The following is a 24,830-nucleotide window of genomic DNA, read 5'->3' as shown; positions in this document are numbered from 1 at the left end:
AATAACTTACTTGGCTACCTCGTCTAACGCCGCCACAAGATCCTTCTTAGGACGCGAACCAACCAGGGTGCGCACCAGATCCTCGTCCTTGAAAATAGCGAACGTTGGGATAGAGACAACGCCATACTTCGCGGCAGTCGCAGGGTTGGCGTCAATATCGAGCTTAGCCACTACAACATCGTCGCGTTCGGCAGCCAACTCGTCGATAACTGGTCCCATCTGCCTACACGGACCACACCAGGTAGCCCAAAAATCCACCAAAACCGGCTTATCAGACTTGATGACCTTCTCGATGAAATCGTGATCGGTTACCTCAACAGTTGCCATAATTTACTCCTAAAGTTGCTCGAGGTAATGTTCAACGTCCAGTGCAGCCCGACAACCAGAACCGGCTGCGGTTACCGCCTGCTGGTAACGCGGATCGGCCACGTCCCCGCACGCGAACACGCCAGAAACGTTAGTTGCCTGCGAAGGCGCGGCCACGGTGATGTAGCCTTCAGGGCCAATCTCGAGTTGACCCTGCACCAGTTCGGTACGTGGAATCTGGCCGATAGCCACAAACACGCCTGCTGCCTCTAACTGGCTATCTTCCCCAGATACTCTGTTGTGCAAAGTCAAAGAGGTGACTCCGCCCTCGCCGTTTATAGCGGTTACTACGCTGTTCCAAACGAAGTTAATCTTCGGGTTTGCCTTGGCGCGATCCTGCATAGCCTGCGAGGCACGCAACTCGTCGCGCCTGTGCACAACCGTGACCGAGGAGCCAAACTTAGCTAGGAACGTAGCCTCTTCCATTGCAGAATCGCCGCCGCCCACAACCACAATAGGTTTGTCCTTAAAGAAGAACCCGTCGCAGGTGGCACAGTAGCTCACCCCCCGGCCAGAGAACTCCTCCTCGCCGGGAACCCCGAGCTTACGATATTCGGACCCGGTGGAAACAATAACCGTCTTAGCTAAATACTCGCCCTCGTCGGTCACTACCTTCTTCACGTCACCTTGCAGCTGCAACTGCTCAGCGTCCTCAAGACGAATATCCGCCCCAAAGCGTTCGGCCTGCGCCCGCATCTGCTCCATCAAATCCGGACCCAAAATGCCGTCTTTGAAACCCGGATAATTTTCCACATCCGTGGTTTGCATGAGGGCACCACCAGCCGTGACGGACCCAGCTATGAGCACCGGGTGCAAGCCGGCTCGGGCGGTATAAATCGCCGCAGTGTATCCGGCTGGGCCGGAGCCCACAATTATTACGTCGTGCACGGTATCTGCCATGCGTACTCCTTATTTAGCGTGCATCCTTGTAACAAATGGGCTGGGGGCAAATATTCCTACCGAACAGTGATCTGGCCTATAACTGCGCGGTTGCGGCCCTCGCCGTCGCGGGGGAGCTCCGGAATCCACAACACCAAAGAATCGGCCTCGACCGGCTTCTTCAATTTCAGTGTGGTGGTGGGCTGGTTGAACTCGCCAGTAGCCAGAGGATCGCCTTCCTTCGGTTTGTCAGCGCCCGTGGCGCGCAACTCGATCTTGCCGCCATTAGCGGGCGTATTCACCGTGACCTCGCTAACCTTCGCCTTCTCTTTGAGCAGCACAGATACGCCTATGCCGGACTTGAAACCAAAACGAGGGCTCTGGTAGTACCGCGACATCCACACTGTGGCAGGATCGCCGTCGATCATCTTGTCCTGATCTTCGGGGTGTTCATTCTGATCGCCCTCCGGATCCAGGGAAGCAACGGCTGCAATTTGCGGCTTCTTGGCAACGGGTGCAGAAGGTTTCTTGGTTGCCCCACCCTTTTGCGATTGCGAGGCCGAGGTTTTGGGTGCGGCCTGATTTGCAGAGGGAGAAGAAAGTAGCGGCGGCAAAACCAAAATTAGACCAAGCACCAAGGCGATGCCAGCACCGGCGGTAGCGCCAATCATGGTGCGCCGCACCGGGTTGATCAGGGGGGAGTCGTCTTGGGCATCGGCGCGCTGAACTTTGGGAGCCGTACGCGGCGGCACGGAAGTAGTAGCAGCCGGAGTGTAGCCGGGGCCAAAGGACGGAAGCTGGCGAGTAGTGGTATCAGCGGTTGCCGGCTGCTGTCCCATCAAAATGGCCTCAAAGGAGGCGGTGTTAGCCTCGATTTCCTTTTCAGCGCCGTCGGCGGGGGGAATTACTGCATTCTTCGTACCTACCAGGGGAACTCCAGCAACAGTGCGCACGTTAGTCGCGTTCTTAGTTACATGGACTTCGCTAGTGGCATCCGAAGTACCTTCTTGGTTTGCCTGCGTGTCGTTGGCCCCGGAAGCGCGTGTCGCAGACGAACCTGCCGGTGCCGCATTCCCGTCCTCGGAAGGTGCTCCAGTATCAGAATCAGTCTGGTCTGAACCGGATTGGTCTGAATCGGCTGGTGCGGCAGCATTCTTAGCCGCGGTGGAACCCTGGCTAGGGGTAGCTTCAGAATCAGAGCTGGCCTCGGGTTCCGGCGGCGGAGGCGGAGTCTGTGCGTCCACTCCAAGCGGTGAGTCGGCCTCGGGCGGTGGCGGGGGGACTTCCTGACCGGTGGCCCTAACCTTTCCAAGAAGGGCCGACTTCAACGAATCCCAACGCTGTGGGGACACCGCCGACAAGGCCTCGGGAGCAGGCACCGGATCAGCCTCGGAGCTAACCTGGGCGGGCACGGGCGCCGAAGCCGCATCCACCGGGCCCTCGCTGGCGCCCTGGGGTAGAAGAACTAGGTGAGCGTCGGGCCCAGAAATAATTGGTTCTTCGTGATCTTCGTGCGCCACGGCGTCCTCCGAATTTGCTGTCATGCCTTCTAGTTTCTCATGTTCTGCGCTATTTGCGTGCTCGGCTTGCCGTCCCAGATGCAGCCGGGAGGCCAATGGGCCTGCCACAATTTTTATGCCTTCGCTGCGCAGTAGAAAAAGACCGGCAAGGTAGATCCCAAGCATTGCGAATCCTACGATTGCAACGCGAGCAAGCGCGCCCAAAAAGCGGGTCGAGGTAGACGAATTTGCACCCCCGGACATGGCACCCATGAAGTGTAAAATCAGCCAGCCTGCCAGCAGTGCGGGAACAATTGCCGCCAAGTATTTGGCGTATTCGCGTAAAACAGCGCCGGGGTTAGCTCCCGGCAGGCGTCGGTCAACCACAATGCAGCCTACGATGGCGGCAAATATCCAACCGCTGAGCTCGCCCGCAGCAGCACCCTGCACCCAGTGGGTCGGATTTAGCACAAAATACGAGGTGCCCGCCACGACTGCTACCACAAGAGCCATGGGCGCCTGCACAAAAAATGAGGTCTTTGTATCTTCCTGGCTCAGCAGTAGCGACTGAGCTGTAGACCAGATGGCAAGGAAGGGAATATTGAACGCCATTACGGCCACGACACCCGCATAACCGCTGATAGCCGCCGCATCGAAGCGGGGCATAATCACCTGCATCACAGGCACTGCAGCCAGCGCGAGGGCGGCGGCGCAAAATACGGTAACGGAACCAATGCCAATAATTGTTTGGTTGTAAGTGCGTCTTGCCCCACCCAGGTCGCCAGTAGCGATCATTTGCGACATCTTGGTGAAGAGGGCGGTAATTAGCGACACTACCACCAGCGCAATTGGGATCTGGTAGATCATGAAGGCCGTGTTGTAGGCCGTGGTAGACGCAACGAACTCGCCAGTTTTTGCGGCAACCCCGTTGCCCGCAGCAGCAACGTTGGATACAACCAGATACGAGCACTGGCCGGCCATCAAAGCAGCAAACGCCCAAAAAGCGGTTTTGGAAACCTGGCCAAGGCCGTGCCCTCGGAACCCCCAAACAGGTCGGAGCCTGAACCCGGAACGGTACAGTGGCGGCAGCAAAATTAGGGCCTGAGCGACAATTCCGAGAGTGGTAATTCCGCCCAACAGCGCAATAGCTTTACCAGACCAGAGGGAAGGATCGGTAGCCCAATTCTTGTCGCCCATAATCCACAAAAACAGACCCATGCCGGCAATGCCCACAACATTGTTGACCACTGGAGACCACATGTAGGGGCCGAATTTACCCATCGCATTTAGGAGTTGCCCCCACAGCGCGTACATGCCGTAGAAAAACACTTGCGGCAGGCACCAGAACGCAAAAGCAACTGCAATCTTGTACCAGTCGTGGGCGAACTTGTAAGCGTAGAGCTTTACCAGGAAAGGCGCTGCAGCTACGGCAATAACGGTGATCAGTGCGAGCCCAAGCGTGAAAAAGGTGAGCAGGCGGTTTATATAGTCTTCGGCCTCGTCGCCACCTTTAGACAGGGCGCGTACGATTTGCGGCACCAACACGGCAGACAACACTGAAGAGGCGATCAGGTTGTAGACCGTGTTAGGCAGCGTGTTGGCCGCCTGGAAGGCGTCGTTGGCGCCTACCTCGCCAATAATTGCTATCAGGAGGGCAGCACGGACGAACCCGAGCACCCTGGAAACGGCGGTTCCTGCCGCCATAATCCCGGTTGCGCGAGCGACGTTAATTTTTGCTAGGCCAACTTTGCGGCTCATGGAATTTCCTCAACTGGCATTTTGCGCCCTCGACGGAATGTTCGGACTAGGCCAAAAATAAATATTGCCACAACGACGCCACCCGCCCCTAGGATCGCCTTGTCCTCGAGGCCGGGCCGCACCCTCATGTGCAAAGGATTGGCCTGGGAGATTGGTTTGCCGGTGCGCGTGGCAATGCCGACTCGCACCTGAATGTTGCCGTTTCCTACGGCTTTTAGGGGAATGTTGGCGGTTGCCGCGGAATGGGCTGGCACCTGCATGTTCTGGGGTTTGCCCACCTGTAGGCGAGGGTCTGAAGTGCGCGCTTTAGCTTGCACGTTCACCCCTATTGCCAGCGCGTTGGAAATGCGCACGGGCAAGGTGGCTTCTTTGGAAATCAGGTTGATGGTTGATGACGGTTGGGCGGCAACGGCGTTGCGCAGGGCGGCAGCGTCTGAATCCAGCGTTCGCAGCGCGTTTTTACGCAGCGGCGCCGGGAGGGTATTGCCGGCGGCCAACAGCATTTGAGATTGCAGCGAGTAGGTGAGTTTTTCGGGGCTGTCGCTCACCTGGGATAGTAGGTCGGTTACCGTGCGCACGTTTGCGATCGGGTCGGTAGCCGAGGTGGTAGGGGCCCCCTCCAGCCCACTGGGCAGGTACTCGTCGGCACGCGCATCCTTCGACAGGGCTTCCTGCAAGGTGATGGGTTCGCTCCAGCCGGTATTGAAGAGGGCGAGTGCCCGCTTTGTCTGTGCTGCGTTCGCGTTTGGTGGCAGCTCGGCGCTGACGATGCGCGGGTCGAAGGGGCGTTCGTGGTTCATGATTGCCACGTTTGCCAGTGCCAGTTGGGTCAGGTCGAATTCGGTTAAATTGCCCTGGGGCATGGCGGCCAGCGTTTTGGCCAGTGATTGCGAACTGAGTATTGCCGGGTGGTCGCCCTTGGCATACAGGTTTGTCCGGGCTGAGGGTGTGTAGGACAAATTTGAGGTGGGTTCTCCGCTATTTTGGGGGGCTAAGATGGGCCACTCGGCGGGTACTTCTTGCAGTTGGGACAGTGAGGGGGCGGCTCCAAACCAGGCGAAGTTGGTGCTGGTTTCGATGCCGCGGTCGGCTAATGCCTTGGCGGTGGCGGCAGTGCGTTGGTCGGCGCTCAGTGATAGAGGGCGGGTGGTTCCACTGGGGCGTTGGGCGGGGAAGCCCCAGGGGGTAAGTAGGATCTTGCCGCCTTTGTTGGAGATTGTTTTGAGTGCGGCGAGGGCGCTCGCGGACGGAATTGCGGCGTATTTCGGTTGCTCTAGTCCCACTGTTTTGCCGCGAGAGAGTGGGGAACCGGAATCCAGGCAGGCCGGGTCAATTAAGTAAACTACTCCCGGGCGAGCGTTTTTGGCTAGTTCCTGCAGTTTCCTAGTGGAATCAGTGTCGGCTAAAGCTATGCCGGCAGCCAATTCGTTGCCCTCGGCAATACTGTCGTTTGCTACGTAACTGGCCGGCCCTACTCCGGTTTTACCTAAAGTGTCTTTGGTAGTTACGCGAACGGCGTCTTGGCGCAGGCCGCGCACCGGCACCTGCAGCAGCAATTTGGATTTATCGGTCGCAAAAGGCGCCTCGACTAACATGATCGACCGGTCAAAAGCCTGCCCCACCGAGGCGGTGATGCCGCGAGGGCCCCACTGGTCGGAAGTTGCCGGGATCTTGTCTGTAGCAATAGTGGCCTCGACGGACACCTCCCCGTGTGCGGGAACGTTCGGAATGGAACCAGACCAAATTTGCACTTGTTTTTGCGAGTCCTCACTTCCGCGCAACCAAGCCGCCAGCTCGTTGGCGTCCAGAGGGGAAGCGGCCATAACGCTAACGGCTGCGGTTTGCTCGCGCAAAGGCTCAGCTCCAGGATTTTTTACCTGAATGCGGACCCTAACCTGGTTGGTTTTAGAGGTGAGTGTAGGGGTTAGTGAGGTGATAGTAACGGTGGGGCCATCCCCTGCGAGGGCGAGCGGGGGCAGGCCAACAAAGAACAAGGCTGTGGCCAACACACACAACAAAATCTGTTTGCGCATCACTACCCAACCTGTAGAAGTTCACGTGCCTTATGTGCAACTCGGCGCTCATTAGAATAGGCCAGCAGTGTAAGGGAAGTGTTCAGTGGAATCCAAGCCGCATCTAGTGCTTCGTGATCAGGATCGCCCTCGACAGTGAGCTCGCCGCCCACCGCTTCCAGCAAGAAATGGTGCACTACTTTGTGAATGCGGTTGTGCGGGGAGGTAAACGTGTAATCGATAGAAGCTAAATGGGCTAGCACGCGCCCATCAATGCCGGTTTCTTCCCACACTTCCCGTTCGGCGGTTTGGGCAGGAGTTTCGCCAGCTTCGATGTGCCCCTTGGGCAGGCACCATTCAATCCGGTGGAACCTGTTTTGGCGGGCAATTAGCGCTACGTAGGGGCGGTGGTTTACAACGTCCACAACCACGCCGCCGGCCGAAGTTTCTTCGACCAAGGGCAGCGTTTTTCGGCGCCGCCGGCGCACTCGGGCGGTGCGCGAATAAGTGCGTGAACTGTGGACAGACATATTCCCCATGGTATTGCCTGCCGCAGTTCTCAGGGCCGACCAACTGGCTAATGAGCCAAAATCACACTGCCGAAGGCCATAAACGCCCAGGTTGAGGCTGCCCCGTGGCGCTTCGCCCGTGGCGCAATTGGCCTGCAAGTGAGCAACATCGCCGGGTGTGGGCTGTCTAAGTGCCGGCGCTGCCAATAGGATAGCGGCCGGAGGACAAATGCTACAGACTTTTTCAACCGCTGCGGCGGGCATGGCCGGTCCGGTTTCTGCGGGACTGATCGACTATTTGCGCAACCCCGAGGAGCTTTTGCTAGCTCTAGGCCCCTACGTGCTGATCGGGGTGGCAGTGATTGTATTTATTGAATCGGGGCTACTATTTCCGTTTCTTCCGGGCGATTCGCTGCTGTTCACCGCGGGGTTGTTGCACCAGCAGCTGGGACTTAATTTCTGGGTGATGATCGCGGTCGTAATCGCAGCCGCGGTGGGTGGCGACCAGGCAGGATATTGGATTGGCCGCGAATTTGGGCGGAAGCTATTCAAGCCAGATGCCCGTATTTTGAAGACTGAATATTTGGACGAGGCCGAAGCTTTCTTCGACAAGTGGGGCGGGCCCGCCCTCACCCTGGGTAGGTTTGTCCCCGTAGTGCGCACATTTATTCCCGTAACTGCCGGAATGGCACGCATGCACTACCCGCATTTTTTCCGCTGGAACGTGATTGGCGGAATTGCTTGGGGCGGTGGCATGTGCGCCTTGGGCGTGTGGCTGGGGCAGATCCCCGCAGTGCGCAACAACATCGAAATCATGGCCGTGTTGGTGGTGTTGATTTCGGTGGTTCCGATTGCGATTGGATTCTTGCGCAAGCGTGCTCAGAATAGGCAGCAAAAGTCCGTCAGTAGCAGGCACTAATTTTGTATAGGCGGGGGCCTTCACCTGTTGGCGCCGAGGCCGCTTTCCACACGAGCGTCATTTTTTCTTCGGGAATGAGTTGGTCTAGGCGGGCGGTGCGTTTAGTGCGTTTGCGCCCGCGGCGGGCGCCCGACGCGGTTGGGTCAGTGTCCTTGTAGTAGTACTGGATGTTCTGCGAGCGTAGGAATTTACAGGCGGCGCTATCCAGTGGGGCAATCTTCTTGAACAGTGCCCATTCTGTTTTTCCGATGGTGGAGGCGTGCTTGTAGTAGGAATTGACCCCGGCTAGGGCGTATCCGAAGGGTACTCCCGAGTCGGGCACGCTAAGAACGGTGGCGGAGCCGGTGATTTGTTTGATTTGTGCGAACGAATTTAGTTCGGTGCGGGTGGCGAAGGTTCCCCACCCGATCCGCATGGGATCGTAAGAGAGGGCAACGAGTTCGCTCCGTTCGTGCGCCCTGGCGAAGGGGGTTACGGCTATGCAGAAGAGGGCGAAGCAGGTAAGTAGCTTAGCTGGAGCCCCTCGAGTGGTTGCCCAGGTGCCTATCGCGTAAATTCCTATGGCTGCGGTTGCCATGAGCGCTACCGAGAAGGCGGTTTGGAGCCGTTCGGGCTGCATGTACCAGGGGGAGGTGAGCCGCCGCAGCAGGCCCATTCCGGAAGAGCAGGAGAAGTAGAAGGCGCAGGTCAGCGCCAGTGAAAGAACGATCCAGTGGTTGATTCGGTTGACTACAAGCCAGATGCACCCGAGGGCGGCGAGCGCGAGGGTGAGGATATACAGCGAAGTTCCGCCTACCGCTCTGCGCATGGTGGGCCAGTCGGTTAGCAGTGAAAATGCGAGTTTAGACGGTGCGGTAGGGGCACGGTAGTAGCTGAGGACGCGGAACATGGGCCCGAAGAAACCTACAATTCCGCCCAGTACTACGAGGGCGATTAGGATCCAGATCAGGGTGTAGATGCGAGGATCTAGAACTTTGCGGCGCGACCAAACTAGCGGGAGGGCTTTCCCGAATACTAGTGGGGCGCAAAGTAATAGCAACGAGAACCCCCCAATTGGGTGGCAGATTAGAACGCCTAGGGCGGCTAGGGCGGAGGCGGCCCGAAAGCCCCAGTGGGTGCCGCGGGTGGCGGCTATATTTAGGGCTCCAAGGGCACCGGGGGTGGCGGCCATGGCGCAGAGGTAGGGCAGGGTGGATAGTACTGTTCCGAGCTGGGTAAGGCATAGTGAGCCGGCCGCTATTAGGGGGGTGGCGACGATGGCTAATTGTTTGGCGGGGGTTTGCGGGGAATAAGTTAGCAAAGAGTGTGTGAGCCCGGTCAGGGTGATGATTCCAAGGGCGATCAGCCCAGCAGCTGAGGCTGAAATCGCCAGCCCCAACGGAGTTGACTTGGTTGTCAGTGCTGCAACGAAGGCGTGGTAGAGCGTCGGATAAAAATCGACTTTGCCATCTGGATTGATGGGAGCTAGCCCTCCGAGGGGGGAGGCGTTGCCGTAAAGCTGGACAACTTTGATCGCGTTGATGTGGAACAGTCCATCCCAAAATTGCGACGGATCGGTGGGTTTGGCTAGTCCTCTAGCAAATTGGCACAGGGTAATGGCAATGGCCAGGCCAATGGTTGCTGGAAGTGCCATGCGGGCGGGGTAGGGAAGAGCCTCGCTATCGCGAGAATGTGCAGTGGGTAGCGAACGGCGGCCGAAGTGGGTTACTAGTGCGCGCACTGCGGCAAGCAGCAGAATTTGGGCCACTAAGAAACTGGCAACTACCGGAAAAGACCAGCGCAGGTGCAGCCAGGGTGCAACAATCGAGGCGGCCCCTACCATACCGAAGGTAAGTGAGGGCGCCATAGCGGCTGCCTGCAGGCCGTGAACTCGAAAGAGCCTAGCTAGAAAGTAACCGGGTGCTAGCGCGAATATGATGATGGCGAGTGCGAAAAGAGCCCACCCGGCATCCGGCACATAACTCATGGGCCTATTGTAAATGCCGGGAGGGCGCAGGTTATTTTGTGTTGCGCAGTCGCAGCGAGTTAGAAACCACTATCACAGAAGAGCACGCCATTGCTGCCCCGGCAATCATGGGGTTCAGTAGGCCGAAGATGGCTAGGGGTACGGCGGCTATGTTGTAGGCGAATGCCCAAAATAGGTTTTGTTTGATTATGCGTAAAGTGGCCCTGGAAATGCGTATGGATTGGGCTGCGGCCAGCAGGTCGGAACGCACCAACGTTATATCTGAGGCCGCTATGGCAGCGTCTGTGCCCGAGCCCATGGCCATGCCTAACCCTTGTACGGAAGCTTGGGCGAGGGCGGCCGCGTCGTTTACGCCGTCTCCGACCATAGCCACGGTTCTACCATGCTCTTGCAAGGATTTCACGTGTGCCTGTTTGTCTTGCGGGAGGACTCCGGCGATGACAGTGTCGATGCCTACTTGTTTGCCTGCGTGTCGCGCCGCTTTAGCGTTGTCGCCGGTAAGCAAGATAGGTTCGATTCCCAGCTGGCGTATTTGTGCTAGTGCCTCTTTTGAGGTTGGGCGTACGGTGTCGCGGAGCACGATTATGCCTATGGCCTCTGCTCCAGCCACGGCCTTAGGGGAAACGGTTATTTCTGTGGCCTGGGTGCGCGTCGCTGCCTCGCCCCCGCGCCGAGAGGTTAGCGTGGCGGTGTAACCTGCTTTTTCTACGGCTGCCAGCAGGTCAGCGGTGCTTACGTCTGGTTGGGCGTCGATGTGGGCGGATTCGGTAGCCAAGTTCACGGTGGCGGTGGCCCCGGGCACCTTGTTCAGTTTCTTTTGTACGCGGTTTACGCAGGCTGCACAGGACATGCCGGACACTGCTAGCTCAATTTGGGTGAGGGGCGTACCTGCCTCTTCGTGCACTGAAGTCTTTTTCTCGAGGGCGTCTGCTCGCCCTTTTCGTGTTGCAACCATGATGGCGGTAGCTCCAGTGGCTTCCGCGGCGGCAAAATCCTGCTGTAGCCGTGCGGGCACGCAGGCCCCTAACTCCTGTAACCACGTCGGCTTACCTGCGGCGAGGATTTGGCCATCTACCTGGCTGATGACGCCGTTGCCTGCGACCGAGGTAAACCCTTCAGCTCTGCTTAGTTCCTGCGGGCTGGCGGCCACAATAGCGCGCGCTACCGGGTGCTCAGATCCGGCCTCGGCGGCGGCGCCCAGGGCCAGCACCCGGTTTGGGTCTTCCCCTACTACGTCTTCGACGTGCATCTTGCCGCGCGTGATGGTGCCGGTCTTGTCCAGTACCATCGTGTCTATTGCGCGGGTGGATTCAAGTATTTCGGGCCCTTTGATGACGATCCCCAACTTGGCGGCGCGCCCCGAACCGACTAGTAATGCGGTGGGGGTGGCAAGACCTAGCGCGCATGGGCAGGCAATCACGAGCACTGACACGGCGGCAGTAAAGGCGGCGGAGGTGTTTCCGGTAAAGATGAGCCAGCCGATAAGGGTGAGGGCGGAGATGGCTAGAACGGTGGGGACGAATACTGCCGAGATCTTGTCAGCCAGTCGCTGCACCGGCGCTTTTCCGGCCTGCGCCTGGGTGACTAGACGGGCAATTTGGGACAGGGCGGTGTCCTCGCCAACGCGTGTAGCCTGCACGGTAAGCGCGCCCGAGGTGTTGATCGTAGCGCCCGTAACCGGATCCCCGGGGCCCACATCTACCGGAACGGATTCGCCGGTCAGCAAGGAGGCATCGACGGCGCTATGGCCGTCGCGCACCAACCCGTCCGTAGCGATCTTTTCGCCCGGACGCACAAGGAACAGGTCGCCCTCGGCAAGGGTGGAAGCGGGCACTTGCTTTGTGGTGCGCGCCCCCGAATCCGAGATCGAAATGAGAGTGGCCTCTTTGGCACCCATAGTCAGAATGGATCGCAGCGCATCACCCGCATTGTGACGTGCCCGCGCTTCAGCCCAACGCCCGCCCAGCAGGAAGGTGGTGACCATGGTGGCGGCCTCAAAATAGAGGTGCATGGCGCCGTGGGCGTTGCGGGGCATTAGCGACATGTCCATTTTTATGCCGAGCTGGCCCGCGCCCCCGAAGAAGAGGGCGAATAGCGACCAGCCGGTGGCCGCTATAACGCCAAGGGAAACCAGGGTGTCCATGGTGGAGGCGCCGTGGCGGGCGGCTCTGAATGCTGCCCTGTGGAAGGGCCAGGCACACCAGGTAACGACGGGGGCTGCCAGTGCGGTTACCACCCACTGCCAGCCGACAAATTGCAGGGCTGGCACCATGGAAATCACCATGACCGGAATGGAAAAGACGAGTGCGACGAAGAAGCGACGCCTCATAATTTGGGCCCTGCGCGCCTGCCCGTCGGTGCCCTCGGCGCTGTTTTCGGTGGCGATATCAGGTTGCGATTCTGGTATATTTTCGCCCAGAGACATGTGAACTCCTAAGACTCATGGCTCGGGTCCCGGCGGGCAGGCCGGGACCATTTTTATTTGTGGGTGGTGGTCTTAGTGAATGTCGTCGATGCCTTCGAGTTCGTAGCCGGCCTCGTCGATGGCTTCGCGCAGGGAATCCTCGCTTAGGACCGCGTCAGAGGTGACGGTGACAACCGAGGTGCCTTCCGGGTTCAGTTCCACGTCTACAGCGTTTACGCCCTGAATCTTCGAGACTTCCTCCTGCACGTGCTTTACGCAGTGCTCGCAGGTCATTCCCTTAACTTTGAGCTTGGTAGTCTGCATTGACTTTTCCTTCCTAATTTTGCTTGCAAATGTCCTCTGCCAACTCGCGGGCGTATCCGGTGTACGTAGCCGGGCTTAGCTGCAAAAGCCGGGCCTCGACTTGTTGCGGCATTCCCAACGTTTTGATGAACGCGCGCATTTCGGAGGCCGTCACCTTGTGACCGCGAGTCAATTCTTTTAACCGCTCGTAGGGGTTTTCCATTCCCGAAGCACCCGAAATTGAGGCGGCCCTCATACTTTGTTGAATGGCTTCGCCTAGTACTTCCCAATTATTGTCGAGGTCGGCTGCCATAGTTTCTGCGGAAACGTCCAGCCCGGCCAGGCCGCGGCTTAGGTTGTCGAGGGCGAGGAGCGAGTGACCGAGTGCGACGCCGATGTTGCGCTGGGTGGTGGAGTCGGTCAGGTCGCGTTGCATGCGGGAAGTCACTAGTGTGGCCCCTAGGGAATCGAGTAGGGCAGCGCTGATTTCCAGGTTAGCTTCGGCGTTTTCGAAACGGATCGGGTTTACCTTGTGCGGCATAGTGGAAGAACCGGTTGATCCCTGTGCGGCTAGGTTCTGGTGGAAGTAGCCCATAGAGATGTAGGTCCACACGTCTGTTGTTAGGTTGTGCAGGATGCGTCCGGTGCGGGCTACGTCGGCGAACAGTTCTGCGTCCCAGTCGTGGCTTTCAATCTGGGTGGTGAGCGGGTTGTAGGTAAGCCCCAGGTGCTCAACGAAGCCTTTGGCGGCGGCCGGCCAATCAACCTGTGGCACCGAGATGCGGTGGGCGGCCCACGTGCCTGTTGCGCCGTTGATCTTGCCCAGGTATTCCTGCTGCTCGATGCGATGCAGCTGGCGGCGGATGCGGTGTACGAAGACGGCCAATTCTTTGCCGAGGGTTACCGGGGTGGCGGGCTGGCCGTGGGTGTGCGCCAGCATGGGCACATCCGCTGCCTGCAGGGCCATTTGCTTTAGCTGATCCACCAGTTTTTGTGCCGCTGGTAGCCATACTCTCTGAATGGCAGCGCGAATGGTGAGGGCGTAGGAAAGGTTGTTTATGTCCTCGGAAGTGCAGAAGATGTGCACGATCTCGTGCATCTTGTCCAAGTTGGTTTCGCCCAGCACCTGGGGGGCTTTGTCTAGGCGGTCCTTTAGCAGGTATTCGACGGCTTTCACGTCGTGCTTGGTAACGTTTTCGGTTTTCTTCAGCTCCGCAACGGTGGCTGAATCAAAGTCGGTGACTACCGCCCGCAGGTAGTCGCGTTCGGTATCGGTTAGTTTTGGAGCACCTGGGAGCAGATCGTTGTCAGTGAGGTAGATCAGCCATTCGACCTCGACGTGAACGCGGGCGCGGTTGAGCGCAGCCTCAGAAAGGAAGTTTACGAGTGGCGCTGTGGCTTTGCGGTAGCGGCCATCTAGGGGCCCGAGCGCAATCTGCGGGGTTGCAGCGGATAGGTCTTTGCCGTCGGGAAGATCAAAAGTTTTGTCACGGGTGTTCATAGCAAAAACTTTACGCTATGGCGGTGCCAGAATGGATTATGGCCATTTTTAAAAAGGATCCGCGCGTGGTGCGCGAAAAGGCAATGAGGAAGCTGCGCAAGGAAGCGTCGGTACCACTTGATAGGGCGCGTTACATTGCGGTGGCTTCCGGGCAAATGGCTCCTTACCAGCGGGTATTAGCCGAGGCAAAGTTGTGGGTGGCGCCCGGATTCACTGATTTTGACGAGGCCGATTCGCTGCGTTTTGTGCGCGCGTTTTGCACTGAGTTACGGGCGCGGGCCGTGTGTGGGCCCGGCGAGTTTGTGCGGGTTGGTGTTCGCGACTTTCCCGCAGGGGTGGGGTTGCGCATTGACCCAAGCCTGGGTACCGAACTGACTGTGGAACCAGACCAGTTAGAGGAGGTGCGCGCGCTCGCGGCGGGGCAGTTTGTGCCTGCCGCGTTGAAGGCTGTTGCCGCGGACGAGGTTGTGGAGGAGCCAGAGTTGGGCGGGCAGGTTGGCGCAGACCTCGCCGAGCGTGTGCGGGTTGCGGCGGGCGAAGGCGCGCTTGTGCAGGTGACGGGGTTGCGGCTTGCCGGCGAGGGTGGTAGCGCTTGGCCGGCCATTGTTGTTACTGGTCCTGTGGGGGAAGGGTTTGCTGCGGTTGCCCGCGAGAGTTGGCGTGGGGGCGTGGCGGTTATGGTGAGTGGTGTTTGACCTGGTTGTTTGTTTCTTTATGTTGGGCGGGTGTGGAGTGGCTTGGTTTGGGTGGGCATTGGGAAGTGGTTTGTGCGGTGGCGGGTTGGCGAAAATGGGACTTAGACCGAGTCGCCTACTCAGGACGCGTAGTAGCCGCAAAAGCAGTATCAAGGAGAGAATCTAGCGAGGGCTCAGGCAATGAGATCTCTGACCCCTTCGCCAAATGGGTTAGATCTGTAGAGACAAAGTACGCGTCCGAGTATACTTCCCTTGTTTTTAATACTCCTCCAAAAGATGAAGCCGGACTTTATTCATTGGAGTGGTTAAGAAAGCCAAAATATTGGTCAGCTAGCTACGGGGCGGGAGCGATGTGGCAACTGTATACACCCGAGCCTACTACTTTTCCTGAGCAGAATACCCTCCGAGCTTCTGCCGGAAAAATATGCTCCTCAATTTTGGAAGCTCTGAATCTATGGAAGTATGGATGAGTAAACATATTGGTGTTACGAAGGATAACTACGGGTTTGGGCGAGAAGACGTTCTTGCCGATGCTGATGCTTATCTTTTGATGAGTAGGTATTGGAGGAAACTAGAGAATCTTTCTACTGCCTTGCAGCAGCTGCGGAGTAAACCAAAAGCAATTCGAATTTTAGAATTCTACCAAGCTAGGTTTGCTTCATCGCCGGATAATCTAAAAAAAGCTTTTCGGAACCTGCTGGGCAATTGGGGGAACACTTCGGTCCCTATGTTGGGTAGCCCGCTGACCGTCGCTGCGCATTCTGATAGGTTACCTGACGCAAGTGAAGCTAACCGTCTTGCTAGCATCTTTGCAATTTGTCTAAGTAGAGGGTGAGACGTGCTTACTCGTGGCAGGTGAACCGTGCTGGTGCACCGCTGTCTGGGCCAATGCCTATATTATAGTACGTGTAGAGCGTCGCGGTTCCTGATCTCCAGCGTACTTCCCAAGCAGTATCCCGTATCGGTCCTAGACCATCGGATGACCATGAATACCTTGTCTTCGCGCCAAGGAGCGCTCCATTGGATAGAGTATAAAACTGCCCGTATCTGTGGTACATTACGCTATTTCCCCAAGAGTAGATAATTTTACAGCTTGTGTTTTCTGGCCTGGAAGGAATAATGCCATAACCATCCATATTGCAGACAGTCGCTATAGCAGTGGTCATGTTTATGAGGAGTATTGCTACAAGAATTAATCTGACCCACCATATTTTAATCCTCGAATCTGTCTGTGTTCTCGGTGCGATAAGTAAAATAAAAGCTAAGATCGTGGTTATCATATAAACTGCAACAGGAATTAAGAGGATGTTGATGGGTGTATCTAGCAATACGATGGGCGCGCCTGAGATCACGTTACCTTTTGAGTAATAAATCTCCACCGAGAATGTAAAAATTCCTAGTGTTAGGAAAACTAGGAAGCAGATCCGTAAAATAGTCAGGCTAGAAAGGATATGTTTTCTTTGCATACTTACCATAAGCCTTCCAGAATATTTTCACTTGAGATTTTATCAGTTAGGCATGTTTCAGGTTAGTTGAGGTGCAGGCTGACCAGAGCGAGAAAGAATCCTACATACAGCGAGCGCGCTCAGGCAGGACACTTTAGCGGCATAACGGAAACCGGTACTTACTACGCAATCAAAGCTAAACAAGTAATCCGCTTAGGGTATTGGCGTGGTCAAGGATGCGCGTGCCCGCGAAGGTCGGGTGCCGCTTGAGCGTTTATTCTTTCCTGGGATCGGCCGGATTTTTTTACATACTTTCGTACAGAGAAAAAGTATTTGATCCCAAAGTATAGTGCTGTGATGGTTGGTATCGCCGCAAGTAGGCACCACGGCCAAGGCAGCCACCCCCAGGACAGTCATTGCGCAGATGGTGATCAGTCCAAGCTTAAAGTAACCCTCTTCTGGCTGAGTGCAGTTTCTAGCCACCCCATGTGGTGCTAACAACTGGCCCCGTCTATGATTGCTTGCGCTTGTGCATCTCCCTGTCTATTTTGTAAAGATTGCATATTTTTTGATCGTAGTCACCTGTTATAGACCTGTATATATAGAGGAGCACTCCGGCAATTACCGCATAAATTAACCAGCATTCAGCGCATATAAGCAGATTCGGTAACTCGCTGTTAACGCCAACCCCGATGATCGCCATTGCGTTGCCTAGACCAACGACGAAAAAGTTCAAGAACGTGGCGATTCCCGTAGACAGTAGTCGTAATGCGTAGGAAAGGCCTAACGGCTGAGTCCATCCCGTGGGAGGGTCGGCAGCTAAAAGAACTATGCCGGTAAGTAGTACGCCCCAGAAGGGAATAACTCCTAAAGGAGGTAACAAGAGGTTTAATAATTGTGCGGGGATGGCCGCTAATCCAAAAGATATGCCAGTCCAGTAGATATAGGAACGAATCGCATCCTTGATTAGGCTTTTTACGCTTGCAAATCTCACGATCTGGTCAACCTCACTGTTCAAGAAGCTACTCGCATAAACGACACTACCTCTATGGCAGTATTGCTGCAGTCTGCTAGCGGACGCAGAATCTGGGGCGACTTGAGGCCAGCACAACTGAGGTGTGCTCACCGGTATTGCTTGTTTCTATTTGCCGGGCGGGATTGGAGTGGTTTGGTTTGGGTGGGCATTGGGAAGTGCTTTGTGCGGTGGCGGGTTGGCGAAGGGGGTACGAGAATGTTGGTGGGTGGTTGTGGTGGGGTGCGGACTGTGTTTGTGCCGTGGCCCCAGATCGCTCGAGGGTAATCGTGTAGGGACTCTAGAGAGACCGATCCCGACCTGGAATTTTTGGTGGGGGTGGGTGGGGTAGGAGTGTTTTGTGGATGCGATGGTATTGAAGACTCAACAGTGGCTTAACCGGACTTATAAGTCGAAGACTGGTTTTGGGTCTGTGGTAGAAGATGGTCGAACTGGGTGGGGTACGATTGGTGGGTTGATTCGTGCTTTGCAGGTTGAGCTGGGGATTAGACAGACCGCTAGTAATTTTGGGGCGGCAACTCAGGCACGTTTTCGGGCTAGGTGGCCTGGTGGTATTAAGCAGTCTTCTGCTACTAGCAATGTATACGCAATTATTCAGGGGGCGTTGTGGTGTAAGGGGTATGCGGGCGAGTATGGGGGAATAACTGGGAAGTTTACGGCTAGTGTGGCTGCTTCTATTAAGGCGTTGAAGAAAGATATTGGTATATCTGCTGTCTCTTCTACGGTGGATTTAGAAGTGATGATGGCGTTGTTATCTATGAAGCAGTTTAAGTTGTTGTCTGCTTATGGGGCTAAGAACCCGATTCGTGTTGCCCAGCAAGTTATAAATGGCAAGTATAGGGCGTACACGGGAATTATTCCTACTGATGGCTTGTATGGCCGTGATATGAATACTGCGCTTATTCAGGTGTTACAAGCACTTGAGGGGTTTTCTCCGCAGGAGGCGACGGGTAATTTTGGATTGGGGACTCGTTCACGTCTTAGGACTGTTTCTGGTGGGACTGGTGCTTGGGTGTGGCTTGCTAGTGTGGCGTTGGCGTGTAATGGGTATTCAGTTACTCCGACTTCTTCTTGGAGTAAGGCGTTGGGGACTTTCGTGCGTAGTTTTCAAATGGCCTATGCGCTCGCGCGAACCGGTAGGGTAGATCGGACTACGTGGATGAGTCTTTTGACTTCAAAGGGGGACCCGGATAGGCCCTGTGTTGCTTGTGATACTCGTTTTGAGGTTACGGATGAGTTCGCTAAGTATTTGAAGGCTGATGGGTATCAGATTGTTGGCCGTTATCTAAGCGAGCCGAATCAGAAAAATATTGCCGAGTCGGATTACTTCAAGGCGTTGCGCACTGGTGAGCTTGAAAGAATCGTGCGCTCAGGATTGAAGTATTTCCCTATTTTTCAAGAGTATTCTACTAAGCTGAGTTACTTTACAGCCGCGAGTGGGGCTCGTCATGCACGCGAGGCGTATCAGGCGGCTAGGCGTCTGAAAGTGCCTGCAACCGTAATTTATTTTGCTGTTGATTATGACGCTACCGATCCGGAGGTGACGTCAAATATTCTGCCTTATTTCCGCGCGGTCAACGCTAATCTAGCGGGTGGGTATCGGGTGGGGATCTATGCTTCGCGTAATATTTGTACCAGGGTGGAACAGGCCGGCTACGCGGTCGCCTCCTTTGTGTCGGATATGTCTACGGGCTTCTCTGGCAATCTAGGCTTTCCAATCCCGAATAACTGGGCATTCGACCAATTCCATGAAATAACCGGTTACAAAGGCAAATGGGACTTAGACCGAGTCGCCTACTCAGGACGCGTAGCAGCCGCAAACTTGGTATCAACTAAATCGTCTCGCCCAAGTTACTCCTCCATGTTATTGACAGATCTCATTGAGAATTTCGAAGATCAATTTGAGAGAATGCGAAAAACGTACAAAATGCAATCATTTGGTCGAGACTCGGCATTGGATAAGCACGGAAATGAGTTTACTACCGCTATTTCAACATGGCACTGCACTCTAAACTATCTGGCGACGTCGTATTTAAAGGGGAGTGTAAAGTGGTCCGCGGCAGCAGAACTATATCGCGAGCATGACGCAAAGCTTCTCAAAGCAAATAAGACTATGTTTCAAATAGTTGCTGCCTTACAAAAATGGATTGGAAACGATAGACAAAATTGGGTAGATTCCCACGGGGGAGAGGTTGACGTCGCTCATCTGGCCGTAACTACATTAGGTTATGTGAACGCAAATCCTTCGGTGCCCGACAAATGGACTGGATGGGCTGGAGACCTAGCCTCTGCGTTAGGTCCTATCCAAAATTTATTCAATCATAACCCGCGAGCGAATTTAGGTAAAATTGCTACGGCGTTAGTCGGGCAAGGAGGCAACTATAAAAATCACACAGGCCTGAAAGGCCTGAAACTACCTAGTAATCTGCCTAATAACTGTAACTATTCAGATTTATGTAGTGACGCAGATGCTATAGCGCTGGCGTCAAATCTAATAGCCGGAAATGGTGACGATCCGCACCTTCTTTCTAAGACATTACGCACCTACTATAGCAATCCGGTGAAGCTTGCTTCTAGATTCAAGAATATAAGCAACAGTATAGGGGCACGTACTAAGACCGAGGCGAAAACTAAACTTTTCGAAGAGATAGTTCGAAATTTTAACAATTTTTATGTTTGGGCGTTATCGAGCGGTGGGGACCAAAACCCGCCATCACAAATAGTGATACCGTCCAACGATGTTAAGCATGCGGCTTGCAATGCGCTGGCTGAGTTTATCTTCTAGTTTCTAGTATCTCGATCGGTTTGAATTGTATTTATATAACATTATCCCAGCCAGTGTCACATATATAAGCCAGCAACTACCGAAGAACAAAATATTGTAATGCCAATCGTCTATACTAAGCCTTTGCGTGATTGCATCGCGCGTATATATCTTTGCAGAAAAGAGCGATAACGTCGCGACTCCTGATGATGCTATGCGTACGAGATAGGAGATATAGTATGGTTTCCGCCATTTTTGTGGTGGATCCATTATCATAAGGGCTATTCCTGTAAAAACTGCCCCCCATAGTGCTATAACGCCTATAATTAATCCGATCCGAGCAAGAGCGAAAGCTGGGATTATCGAGAAACCTAGTAATATGCCAATCCAACAAACATAGGTGCGGATTGCATCTTTGGTAAAGTTCATCGGGCCCCCACTCTGCGGTGCCAAGTGTGAGTGATATGAAAACGAAGTCTCCTATAGTACCGTATAAGGTTTGATACTTCACCTACAAGGGCAGTGTGCTGTTCACTTAATCAACAGGCTTACGTGTCGACGTCCGCATTATCATGCGGCCTATTGGTTAGATCGCGTAGGTACAAAGATTCCACGGTGCGATCTTGGTAGCGGGAAGTCGCACCTGCGAGAAAAGTAGGTCTTGGCACCCGCTTGGGCGCCGCTTGAGCATTTATTCTTTTTTGGGATTGGCCGTATTTTTTACATACTTTCGTACTGATAGAAAGTACTTGATCCCAAAGTAGAAGGCCGCGATCGTTGGTATTGCTGCGAGTAGGCACCACGGCCAAGGCAGCCACCCCAGGACAGTCATTGCGCAGATGGTGATCAGTCCAAGGGTAAAATAACCTTCTTCTGGCTTACTCGATTCCTTCTTGGGTTTCGGCGGCTGGCCGGGACGCGAAGAATCGTAGTGCTGACTATTTTCTACCATTTAGCACCATCCAATCTATAAGAAACATCCGCTTACTACGCCATCTAAGCTGAACAGTTCCAGCATTAGCGATACTGCTTGTTCACCTCCACTGGCTTCAACCACCTCGCTTGCAGCCGCGATTGCAGCGCCCTTAGACTTATTTGCGGCGCGAGCAGCCTTATATGCGGCTATTGCCTTACTAGCCAGGGCTTTTGCGCCTCCAGCTGCCTTCAATACCTTTTTTATTTTTAGGACTTTTGAAAAGACGAACACGTTAGACGCAACAGCTTTTGATATTCCCCAGGCACATGCTCCAATGCTCGACTTTGGTGACAAATGATCGCTTCCATGAAAAAGATTCTTCTGTTTCCATAGTTTGAATGTAGTATCGTTCTTGAGGGCGGAATTAGGTATCGATTCTATAAATGAAAGTCCTTCATGCAGAAGATTTTCGCTTGTAAAGACATTGTCTTCACTTATAGCGATGTGAGGGGCATTGTCACGAACCTCCTCAATCGCGCTAGTTGCATTTGCTGTACCAGCAAATGTTAGGGCCATAGCGGTTGCGGCTATGATCGGGAGGCTAGTCTGGCGGAAATGTTTCATTGCAAGTCCCTTACTGCTGAATTTACATGTAGGTGTCTCGTCCATGAGCCTGTCAGGTGCTGCCATGCGGTAGCCACGATAGTGTCCCGCACTCGACCATGCAACGTTAAAATGGCTTAATGATGCCGAAAAGCGTATTTGGCAAACTGTCAACGACCGGCCCAGTTCGCTTTCCGGGTCCCGCACTTTTCCGGTCAGTCCAACTCTTTGCGGCAGAACCGAACAGTCCCCATGCCGATTAGCAAGAGGGCGACTACTATACCGCTCAGAAGGGGCCAAGTAAGGGCGGTGTGGGCGCTATGTGCAGTTACCTTTCCCGCTAGCTCGGATATTCCAAGCAGCGTATGTTTAGCTCCCCACGGCCAGAATCCGCCCAAAGTGAGCAGTAGGTATGCTGCGAATCCACTGCCAACGCCGGCTCCCATTCCGGTGCCCCCAGACCTGGACCCTCCAGTCAGATTAGTCCCAAAAAACACGGCAGCCAGCAGGATGAATGCGAACACTGCCCAAACGCAGCTTCCGCCTAGCAGAGCTGATATCCGGGTCTGCTTCCAGATCGCCCTCGTCAATAAAACGAAAACCCCGGTAGCAAGCGCGAACGATGCCGCTGCACCAAGCAACAAACTCAAAAGTGTCCCCAGGCGCAACCCGGCTCTACCGACCCGCCGCGACAGGAAAAACGGCCAGTTGCCCTGCCCGGCAGAAAGGAAGGCCGCAGAGGCAAGAATGAGCGCAAAACTAAAAACCTGCCCCAGGTTCTTCATCCATTGCGCCCCCGCCTGCTGCCAGGAAGGATCCGGTAAAGGAAGGCCAGCAGCCGCGCCCTTATTAGAAGATCCCATCAGCGCATCCAGAATTTGGGGCGAGTATTTGGCGGTCAACGGAGAAAGTAGCGCCAAGAAAACGCCTATGCCAAGAAGGATCCACAGGCTAGCAGAATGTGCCAGCCTGCCGGACTCAACTTTCGCCATGGCAGAAAACCCGGTCAAATGGGTGGTTTTGGAATGTTCACTCATTGGTTGCTCCCGTGAAATATTCGTAGGCGTGCTGGAGTGCCTCCTCGCCAGCCCCAACCTGCGCGGAAGGAAAATCCTGCGTTAGCGCCTTCCTGAAGCGTTCAGCCTGGGCGGCCGGGATGCGTACCGAAAAGGTGCGCTCCCCATTGCCTGCGGCCTCCTCTAGCAAATCTGCCAAACGCCCCTGCGCTCGCAGCCTGCCGCCATGCAAAATGCCCACGTGCGTGCACACGCCCTGCACGTCAGAGAGCTGATGCGACGAAAACAGCACAGTGGCCCGCCCCCTTAGCTGCCGCAAAATTGCCAGCACGTCGGCCCGGCCCATAGGGTCGAGGGCGCTTGCGGGCTCATCCAGAATCAGCAATTTTGGTGCGCCCACCAGGGCAGCCGCAATGCCGAGGCGCTGCTTCATGCCGCGCGAAAAATTGCCGACCTTGCCGTGGGCGGCCTTTAGACCAACTAGCTCTAAGAGGTCGTTCGCCTGTTCGGCCGCCTGCCCGCGAGCCAGGCCAGCTAGCCCTGCCAGCATTATTAGCGCATCTTTCGGGCCCAGCCACGGACTGAGCCGGGGCACGTCTGGCAGGTACGAAACGCCAGCTATGGGGAGGGAGGGTAAATTCCCACGCGCACTTCCAAGCACTTCTACCGTTCCGCTGGTGGCGCTAGCAAGCCCAAGCAGGATCCTAATAGTTGTGGTTTTGCCCGCCCCGTTGGCGCCAACGAATCCGTAACAGGCTCCCGAAGGCACAGACAGATTCACGTCTTTTAGGATCCGCTTGTCCCCGTAGGTTTTGGTGAGCCTCTGGGTTTTTACAGCGAACTCGTTCACGAGGCATCCCCATACAGGTGCCCTATAGCAGTTTCAGTGTCTGCTTTTTGTTGGGCGGTGCCCACTACGGCCGAGGGCGCGCTCCCGGAAAGTTCGTTTCCTTGCTTTTCGCGCCGGTCTTTTTGCTCCAGGTGGGCGGCGATCAAGAAGATCGTGGATCCTAGCAGTTGCCCCAGCAAAATAATAATGAGCCACGCGGCGCGTGGGACCCCTTTTATGCGCCCATCAGTTCGAGCCAGCTTGATCAGGGCGATTACTATAAGGGTGATTTGCACGAGCGCGAGCACCCCAATAGTTGCCTGGATTCCTACGGGCAGCGCTTGCAGTTTGTCGATTCCGTTCACTGGTCCGTTCCTTCTTTCTTGGTTAGGGACTGTTGTACGCGGTTTAGCCCGTGTCGGACTACAGAAACTAAAATGCTTGTGCTCACAAGCGGGTAGGCTGCCAGAGCGGCAAAGACTACTGGATTGGACTTGCCCGCCTTAGAGGTGGCAGCTGCCCGCAACAGCAGTGCGGCGGTAGCTTGGATTCCTAGAGCGCGCCCGCTCGCGGCCACATCTGCCCCTTGGTTCTTAGCACGCGAAGCGAGTGCGGCTGCCCCCAGCGAAGCTAGTGCTGCCGGAAGAGTAGCCTTGGCCCCAGTGGCAAAACGGCGAGGCCTGCCGTGCCAATCCCAGCCGGTGGCAAGGGCTCGCCCTCTGGAAAGGCTGGCGGCTGCGAGGCAGAGTGCTGCGGCCCCGGCTACGGGAGCGATCGAAAGAGCCCGCGCGACCCGCGGCGAAATGTATGCGCGCAGGTCGCCCAGCGAATCGTCGGGGCGAATCAGGCCGGCTTTAACCGCTAGCGCGCCGGCGTTTATGTCCCACCCGAGCCCATCCGGTTTGCGCACGAAGAGGGCGGGATTTTCCGGCTCGAACGTGCGCAGAAATGCTTCGTCGTTTAGAAGTTCGGAAAGGTTCAGGTTCCAGTTTTTATCCGCTGCCTTCATTTGTTTCCCTTCATAATTAGCTCTATTGCGCGGGCGAGGCTTTGCCATTCGCTGTAGAGGTCGTGCAGCCGGGTGCGGCCTTTGGCAGTAAGTGAGTAGATTTTGCGTGGGGGGCCGGCCGGAGAGGGTTCCCACTTGGTGGTAACGAGCCCACTTTTGCGCATGCGCGCCAGCAGTGGATAGAGCGTTCCCTCGGTAATTTCGAGACCTGAATTTTGGACGATAGCGCTAAGTAGATTCCCTCCGTAGGTGGGGGTAGACGCTAACGTGCCCATTACGGCGAGCTCTACGATCCCTCTGCGCAGTTGTGATTCAGCCATAGCCACTTCCCTTGCAATGCCAGCTACCTTGTTCAACAAGGTACCAGATTTCTTCAGTCTGGCAAATACCAATTTCACGCATAC

At 55.5% G+C, this 24,830-nt stretch carries 21 protein-coding genes; 4 read left to right on the top strand and 17 right to left on the bottom strand.

The features are described from left to right. Window positions 1-6: 6 nt before the first annotated feature. From trxA to G437_RS0101400, 5 genes are read right to left on the bottom strand one after another with little or no spacing between them, the layout of a single operon-like run. Complete coding sequence (gene trxA, locus G437_RS0101425; RefSeq protein WP_316145054.1) at window positions 7-330, bottom strand: thioredoxin; 324 nt, start codon at window positions 328-330, stop codon at window positions 7-9. 6 nt (window positions 331-336) lie between these two features. Next, entirely contained in the window at window positions 337-1,266 is a 930-nt protein-coding gene (gene trxB, locus G437_RS0101420; protein ID WP_029769140.1) for a thioredoxin-disulfide reductase, read from the bottom strand. Window positions 1,267-1,322: 56 nt separating this feature from the next. After that, on the bottom strand, window positions 1,323-4,502 hold the full coding sequence (murJ, locus tag G437_RS10835) for a murein biosynthesis integral membrane protein MurJ (RefSeq protein WP_051141852.1): 3,180 nt from the start codon (window positions 4,500-4,502) through the stop codon (window positions 1,323-1,325). Beyond that, window positions 4,499-6,535 (bottom strand): DUF6049 family protein, encoded by a 2,037-nt coding sequence (locus tag G437_RS0101405; protein ID WP_034490051.1) that lies wholly within the window; start codon window positions 6,533-6,535, stop codon window positions 4,499-4,501. The genes murJ and G437_RS0101405 overlap by 4 nt, the downstream gene beginning before the upstream one ends. 2 nt (window positions 6,536-6,537) lie before the next feature. Further along, window positions 6,538-7,044, bottom strand: coding sequence for an NUDIX hydrolase (locus tag G437_RS0101400; RefSeq protein WP_024330819.1), 507 nt, complete (start codon window positions 7,042-7,044; stop codon window positions 6,538-6,540). A gap of 208 nt (window positions 7,045-7,252) precedes the next feature. Here G437_RS0101400 and G437_RS0101395 point away from each other — a divergent pair, with 208 nt between their 5' ends. Further along, window positions 7,253-7,942, top strand: coding sequence for a DedA family protein (locus G437_RS0101395; RefSeq protein WP_024330818.1), 690 nt, complete (start codon window positions 7,253-7,255; stop codon window positions 7,940-7,942). Here G437_RS0101395 and G437_RS0101390 read toward each other — a convergent pair. The 4 genes from G437_RS0101390 to purB form a co-directional block, all read right to left on the bottom strand. Continuing rightward, on the bottom strand, window positions 7,926-9,908 hold the full coding sequence (locus G437_RS0101390; RefSeq protein WP_024330817.1) for a DUF6541 family protein: 1,983 nt from the start codon (window positions 9,906-9,908) through the stop codon (window positions 7,926-7,928). The genes G437_RS0101395 and G437_RS0101390 overlap by 17 nt on opposite strands. Window positions 9,909-9,939: 31 nt before the next feature. Beyond that, window positions 9,940-12,333 (bottom strand): HAD-IC family P-type ATPase, encoded by a 2,394-nt coding sequence (locus G437_RS0101385; protein ID WP_024330816.1) that lies wholly within the window; start codon window positions 12,331-12,333, stop codon window positions 9,940-9,942. Between the two features lie 72 nt (window positions 12,334-12,405). Further along, complete coding sequence (locus G437_RS0101380) at window positions 12,406-12,636, bottom strand: heavy-metal-associated domain-containing protein (protein ID WP_024330815.1); 231 nt, start codon at window positions 12,634-12,636, stop codon at window positions 12,406-12,408. Window positions 12,637-12,649: 13 nt separating this feature from the next. Beyond that, window positions 12,650-14,116 carry an adenylosuccinate lyase gene (purB, locus tag G437_RS0101375; protein WP_024330814.1) on the bottom strand — a complete coding sequence of 489 codons (1,467 nt, stop codon included), beginning with the start codon at window positions 14,114-14,116 and terminating at the stop codon, window positions 12,650-12,652. Window positions 14,117-14,133: 17 nt separating this feature from the next. On the opposite strand from purB, the gene G437_RS0101370 reads away from it, so the two are divergent. Further along, entirely contained in the window at window positions 14,134-14,811 is a 678-nt protein-coding gene (locus tag G437_RS0101370; RefSeq protein WP_024330813.1) for a hypothetical protein, read from the top strand. A 466-nt stretch (window positions 14,812-15,277) separates the two neighbouring features. After that, window positions 15,278-15,646, top strand: coding sequence for a hypothetical protein (locus G437_RS0101365; RefSeq protein ID WP_024330812.1), 369 nt, complete (start codon window positions 15,278-15,280; stop codon window positions 15,644-15,646). Between the two features lie 1,121 nt (window positions 15,647-16,767). On the opposite strand, the gene G437_RS10830 is transcribed toward G437_RS0101365, so the two are convergent. Then, window positions 16,768-17,274 (bottom strand): hypothetical protein, encoded by a 507-nt coding sequence (locus G437_RS10830; protein ID WP_024330810.1) that lies wholly within the window; start codon window positions 17,272-17,274, stop codon window positions 16,768-16,770. 364 nt (window positions 17,275-17,638) lie between these two features. On the opposite strand from G437_RS10830, the gene G437_RS0101350 reads away from it, so the two are divergent. Continuing rightward, window positions 17,639-20,074, top strand: coding sequence for a glycoside hydrolase domain-containing protein (locus tag G437_RS0101350; protein ID WP_029769138.1), 2,436 nt, complete (start codon window positions 17,639-17,641; stop codon window positions 20,072-20,074). 670 nt (window positions 20,075-20,744) lie between these two features. Here G437_RS0101350 and G437_RS0101345 read toward each other — a convergent pair. The 7 genes from G437_RS0101345 to G437_RS0101315 form a co-directional block, all read right to left on the bottom strand. Then, a complete protein-coding gene (locus G437_RS0101345; protein WP_024330808.1) occupies window positions 20,745-21,005 on the bottom strand; it encodes a hypothetical protein in 261 nt (86 codons plus the stop codon). Between the two features lie 15 nt (window positions 21,006-21,020). Then, window positions 21,021-21,659, bottom strand: coding sequence for a hypothetical protein (locus tag G437_RS10825; protein ID WP_141739537.1), 639 nt, complete (start codon window positions 21,657-21,659; stop codon window positions 21,021-21,023). A 128-nt stretch (window positions 21,660-21,787) separates the two neighbouring features. Beyond that, the gene (locus G437_RS10820; RefSeq protein ID WP_024330806.1) at window positions 21,788-22,609 is read right to left on the bottom strand and encodes a hypothetical protein; all 822 of its coding nucleotides are present in this window, start codon (window positions 22,607-22,609) and stop codon (window positions 21,788-21,790) included. After that, window positions 22,602-23,438: an ABC transporter ATP-binding protein gene (locus G437_RS0101330; RefSeq protein WP_024330805.1), complete on the bottom strand. Its 837-nt coding sequence runs from the start codon at window positions 23,436-23,438 to the stop codon at window positions 22,602-22,604. The genes G437_RS10820 and G437_RS0101330 overlap by 8 nt, the downstream gene beginning before the upstream one ends. Next, window positions 23,435-23,782 (bottom strand): hypothetical protein, encoded by a 348-nt coding sequence (locus G437_RS0101325; RefSeq protein WP_024330804.1) that lies wholly within the window; start codon window positions 23,780-23,782, stop codon window positions 23,435-23,437. Before G437_RS0101325 ends, G437_RS0101330 begins: the two co-directional genes overlap by 4 nt. Continuing rightward, window positions 23,779-24,426: a DUF5808 domain-containing protein gene (locus G437_RS10420; RefSeq protein ID WP_024330803.1), complete on the bottom strand. Its 648-nt coding sequence runs from the start codon at window positions 24,424-24,426 to the stop codon at window positions 23,779-23,781. Before G437_RS10420 ends, G437_RS0101325 begins: the two co-directional genes overlap by 4 nt. Beyond that, the gene (locus G437_RS0101315; RefSeq protein WP_024330802.1) at window positions 24,423-24,746 is read right to left on the bottom strand and encodes a PadR family transcriptional regulator; all 324 of its coding nucleotides are present in this window, start codon (window positions 24,744-24,746) and stop codon (window positions 24,423-24,425) included. The genes G437_RS10420 and G437_RS0101315 overlap by 4 nt, the downstream gene beginning before the upstream one ends. Between the last annotated feature and the right edge of the window lie 84 nt (window positions 24,747-24,830).

Source organism: Winkia neuii subsp. neuii DSM 8576, assembly GCF_000420405.1.
Lineage (GTDB): Bacteria > Actinomycetota > Actinomycetes > Actinomycetales > Actinomycetaceae > Winkia > Winkia neuii.
This window is presented reverse-complemented; position numbering and strand designations above follow the sequence as displayed.